Below are 4,714 nucleotides of genomic sequence, written 5' to 3' on the forward strand. Positions count from 1 at the left end.
TCCGTCCCGCTAACGCGAACGGTTCACAGCGGCCCTGCTGGTTGGAGCTGCAAGAGTGGTTGCCCCAGATCGCGGAGCCCTTTGCTCAGGAGGCCCATAGCCGCCATCAGCGCTTCAGCCTTGGGATCCCTTCAGGACTGTCTGCCATTTTTACCCTGCCGGGAGTGCTAAAGTCGGTGCTGGCGGAATTGCTGAAAAATGCATGTAAATTCACCCCTGCTGGGCACCTGATCAGCCTTCAGGCCACCTGCCATTCCGACCACCTGGACATCCAAGTCCTCAACACCGGCGTAACCATTCCCCTGGAAGAGCAAAAGCGGGTATTTGAGAAGTTCTATCGGGTGCCCAGCGCGGATCCCTGGCGGCAAGGGGGGACAGGGTTGGGGTTGGCCCTTGTGCGGCAGCGGGTAAGCCTGTTGCAAGGAAGCATTCACCTCAACAGCGAGGCCAACCACACCTGCTTTACCTTGCGGCTGCCTCGGGTTCTCCCTGTCTTTGGCCAAGGCAAGCCAGCTCAGCCTAGGGTGTAGGCGTCGGGGTGGCCGGCTTTGGAGAGTTGGAAGCTTCCCCTTCCTGCAAAACTTCTTGCAAGCGGGCCCGAACCCGCTGGTTGAGAACAGGATTTTCGTTCGCCAAGGTCATCAATTCGCGGTATTGAAGCACCGTCAGCCCTTGCTCTTCAACAATGCGGCTGGCTTGGGTTTCTGTGCGCCGCATAATTTGCTCGTACTCCTCCTCGTTCTGGGTTTCCCGCAGTTGGGCGCTGGCTTCCCGAATCAGGGGATCCAACTCCAACAGAATCCGCACCAACTGTTCCACCTGGGCATCGGTGACTTGCTCTGGGGTCAGGGCTGGAGATGCCACAGGGCTGGGAGTTGCTGTGGCCGGAGCCCCCCCCGAAGTCGGAGAAGCAGTTGCAGCAGGGCCAGGCGACGGGGTTGCTCCCTGTGCCCAAACCGGCAGGGATCCCAAGCTGAGTCCCAGACCCATCAGCAACGCGAATTTCATCATGCCCAAAACTCCCCAAACCCAGACAAGATAGACCTAAGCCCTTGAGGTGCAGCCAAACCTGAAGCCAGACTAGCAAGATGCCTGAATTCCGTCTAATCGGTTCAACGCAGTCCTGAATGCCCATCAAGCTCATCCCAGCTTGCTGGCACCTGAGGCGGGATCCATCCAATCCCTACGGTACCAGAACTCCTCACTCCAGGGCTCCCAGGATGAACTCGCGAAAGGGCTGTGTGGACATGCTGGGGATCTGCAGTGGATCTCTTGTAGAAACAAGAAGTTGGTTGTACAGTCTTACATGCGCTGTTCAACGGTAGCCCGGCACCGGAGTGCCCCTTTCTCTCCTCGGTTGAGCAGCTCCAGACTTGCAGCATTGGCAATTGACTTAGCACTTCAGCCCAAAGGGGGTTGTCTTGAAGCTGAGCTTAGGTATATGTTCTGTTGAGTATCGTTTTTGTTAATGTTAGGCTAGGGGCCAGATTTGATGCGGATCTCCCACATCGGCATCTGACTTTCTTCGCAGGTGTCAGAGCCCGTGGATCCCCTATCAATATCAGCAGTCAACCTAGCAAACGCCCAATCGCCAGCTCTCTTTGCAGGCGATTGCTGGAGGATTTTTTGTTCGGAGAAAGGTTCCCGATTAGATTTTTTTGGGCGCGTCCATAAGTAACCCTTCAAGGGCTTTGAGGGCGACTGCTGTCTTTATTGCCTTTGTAAAAGATGATAACAAAAATGGGTAAAAGTTATTGCTTTTCTTAAGCAGCGCTGATATATTCTTTGCGGTTGCGGTTGTTCGGTCATCCTTCTACAGGAGGCTTACATTGGTTAGGAGAAGAAAGCGTAAGAGTCGCCGTCGTCTGGAAGGGCGCAAGATTTTAGATCACATTCCTCAATTTAATCTGGACAGTGGTGAGGAGAAGTCTGTAACTGCTGCTCGAAAATATATTCAGGAGAAGTCTATTCAGCCCCCCGCACTTATTTTGGTGCGACGAAATGAACATACAGTTGATCGGTTTTTCTGGGCGGAGAAGGGGTTGTTCGGCGCGCAATATGTCGAGGAGAACCACTTCCTTTTTCCCAGCCTGCGAGCTTTGTTAGCAGAGGTTGCGGCTGAAAAGCCAGAGAAAAAATCCTCGAAGACCCTTGCAACTGCCGCTCGCTAGCTTCTGGCCAGCTTTTCCTACAGCAGGAGCCCAGGAAACAGCCCCCCTACCCTGGGGGGTTTGTTGCAGCCGCTCTCAGAAAATCAAGAAAATCAAAAGAACTGACCCTATTTAGGGGATCCCTCCCCACGGGTTGAGCTCCTGCTGCCTCACTCGCCATACTCGACCTGCTGGCGGCAGCGAGGGAGCCACGCGCTACCCTACAAGGGATCCCGTCGGGAGATGCCGGATGAGCCGACTGCCTCAGACCACTGCCCACATCCAAATTACCCGCCGCTCTTGGCAAGAGGGTGCCATTGAGGGGGAAGTCAATGCCAATGGTTGGGTTTGGCGCTTTTGCTGGCGCTTTCGGGCCGGGGAACTCAGAGTGGAGCCTTCTGTGGGGCGGGCTTTGATTTGCGAGCCCTTGAGCCGCTTTCTGGAAAAATCCGACTATCTGCTGGAACCGGGCAGCAACTACTCGTTTGTGATTCGCAGCAGCTTGTGAACTCTCAATCTGAGCAGATCTGAGCAGAGCTTTTGCCCAGCACCAAAGACCGGGGCTGAGCAATGGAAGGCACCTGCTACGGTGACCCAGAAACCAGGTCTCAAGCCCCGTGGGCGAAGAGTGCCTCCCCTCTCACTCCTGTCGCGCCCAAGCTGTTCGCACTTGAAAGAATCCTCGCCCTCTAGGCAGGGGGGTAGTCAATAAAGCTGCAGCAGCCTTTGGTCTTCGGCGGGGGAGGAGGCACATCCAGAGCTGGGTTGCACTCAAAGAAGCCCAGGGGCTTGAGCATAAAGCCGATGTAGCTAACCGGCATCACTGGCCAGTCCTCGGTGCGGGGGAAGTGATTGCAGCCAAAGCTATACCAGAGCACCAGGCGGGTGTTTTCCAGGGATCGGTTCGCTTGCGTCCATTTCACCAGCCCTTCGCCACCGGGATGTTGGTTGGGGTAGTCCCCTGCTGGGAACTTCTCGCCGGGATGGTAGGGCGTGGCCCAGAGGTGGTGGGCCAGGTATCCTGCCCGTCGGTGCAGCCAAGAGTTGGGGTGGGCCAAAAGCTGGACATTGTCCCCCGGCATCAGTTTGTAGGCCACCGGCTGTCCCAGGCGGTTGTGGCGATTGGGGTTGACAATCTTCCAATAGCGGCCCCGCAAGGGATCCACCGTTTGCTTAGCCTCCTGCTCGGTTTTGAGCAGGGTGGAGCGGGCGCGAAAGGCGTTGCCGTGAGGGTTATCCGGCCCCAGAGGCAGAGGTTCTGCATGCACTTCATAGAGGGAGTTGCACGGCCCATCCACCGCCATATCGAGGCGGACAGTGAAAAAGTGCTGGTGGTTGAGGCCAGACAATTGGGGTGCCACCAAGACGCCAAACTCCGGCTCTTCCCCCGGCAACGTGGCGCAAGTGTTGATGATGCCGGTGAGCTTGGCTTCAAACTCCAGCGTGCCGTCTTGGTAGAAATACCAGAAAAAGCCGTAGTCGTAGTTGCCAATGGTGGTGAAAAAGGAAAGCACCAACCGCCGCGAGCGCCGCACCTGCGCCCGTTCCGTGCGCCAGTCGGTGTGCTTCCAGAGCACCCCAAAGTCCTCCTCGTGCATACAGACGGCATTTTTCAAAAGCATGGGCTCGCCGCTGTTGGTGGGCAACCAGGCATCGAAGTAGTAGATCTCTCCCAAGCAGTCGCAGCCCAGCCGCAGGGAGTTGGCCTGCATGCCGATGCCGTATTCCCCCACATCGAAGGCATTTTTGCGGAAGTGGGGATCCCGCGGATCCCCGTAGGGTACCACCATCTCTGCTACCGAAGCCCGATAGAGAATGGGGCGAAGGCGGCCTTGATCCTCGTAGCTCACCTGGTGGAGGACGAGCCCCTCTCGCGGGTTAAAGCTGATGCGCAGATCCCACTTCTGCCAGCGGATGTGGTGGCCGTCCACCTGGAAGCTCACCCCTTGGGGCTGAGTGATTTCTAGCGGCTTCAAGTCTTGGCGAAAATCTTTGAAAAACAGCTCGTCGAAGTTACCGGACTCCGGCGGCAAGGGCCACAGACCCCGATCCTCCACCTTGACGACTTGCATGCGGTTGAGGTCAATCCAGGGGTAGAGCCCCTCGATGGGGCGGGCATAGCCGTTGTCGCAAGGGGAAGTACGTAGGAAACAAAAGCCTCGCACCAGCCGCCGCCCTTCTTCTTCCGGGATCCCGAAGTAGCCCACCGTCCAGTAGTCCACCATCACCAAATCCACATCGGCAATCCCCCGCCGCTGCAGAGCCGCCAAAAATTGGGGATCCTCCTTGAGCAGGCGGTCGCAGGCGTACACCTCATCGTCGAGCAGAGGGGGCTGCACGCCCGGAACGAGCTGCCAAGAGCGCACCTGCTGTGTTGACAGAGAGACCACGGCTTCGTAGGTGTTGCCACTGGCCGGATCCAACAGCACCACGAAAGCCTGCCGATCCCACGGCTGCCCCGGCTGCCACGCTTCCATCCAAGGCCGCTCCGGCTCGTGTAGCTGGATGGTTACAAAGCGCCCCTGAGAACTGAGGGGCCGTTGCCGGCGCAGGATCTGCACCAC

The 4,714-nt window shown here is 57.4% G+C and carries 5 protein-coding genes; 3 read left to right on the forward strand and 2 right to left on the reverse strand.

Annotated features, from left to right (window positions below; genetic code table 11):
- Positions 1 to 530, forward strand: a 530-nt coding sequence (locus NW819_RS04375; protein ID WP_414413002.1) for a sensor histidine kinase, incomplete at its 5' end; no start/stop codon positions are given.
- Here the strand turns inward: NW819_RS04375 and NW819_RS04380 are convergent.
- Positions 520 to 1,011: a DUF4168 domain-containing protein gene (locus tag NW819_RS04380; protein ID WP_414413003.1), complete on the reverse strand. Its 492-nt coding sequence runs from the start codon at positions 1,009 to 1,011 to the stop codon at positions 520 to 522. The two genes, NW819_RS04375 and NW819_RS04380, sit on opposite strands and share 11 nt — an antisense overlap.
- 818 nt (positions 1,012 to 1,829) lie before the next feature.
- On the opposite strand from NW819_RS04380, the gene NW819_RS04385 reads away from it, so the two are divergent.
- Together NW819_RS04385 and NW819_RS04390 are read left to right on the forward strand one after the other, a co-directional pair.
- On the forward strand, positions 1,830 to 2,171 hold the full coding sequence (locus tag NW819_RS04385) for a DUF3155 domain-containing protein (protein WP_049749658.1): 342 nt from the start codon (positions 1,830 to 1,832) through the stop codon (positions 2,169 to 2,171).
- Positions 2,172 to 2,400: 229 nt separating this feature from the next.
- Entirely contained in the window at positions 2,401 to 2,658 is a 258-nt protein-coding gene (locus tag NW819_RS04390) for a DUF3146 family protein (RefSeq protein WP_414329773.1), read from the forward strand.
- 181 nt (positions 2,659 to 2,839) lie between these two features.
- Here the strand turns inward: NW819_RS04390 and NW819_RS04395 are convergent.
- Positions 2,840 to 4,714: primary-amine oxidase (locus NW819_RS04395; protein WP_414413004.1), on the reverse strand; the 1,875-nt coding region annotated here is incomplete at its 5' end.

The sequence above is a fragment of the Synechococcus sp. R8-2 genome (assembly GCF_047461715.1).
Taxonomy (GTDB): Bacteria; Cyanobacteriota; Cyanobacteriia; order Thermostichales; family Thermostichaceae; genus Thermostichus.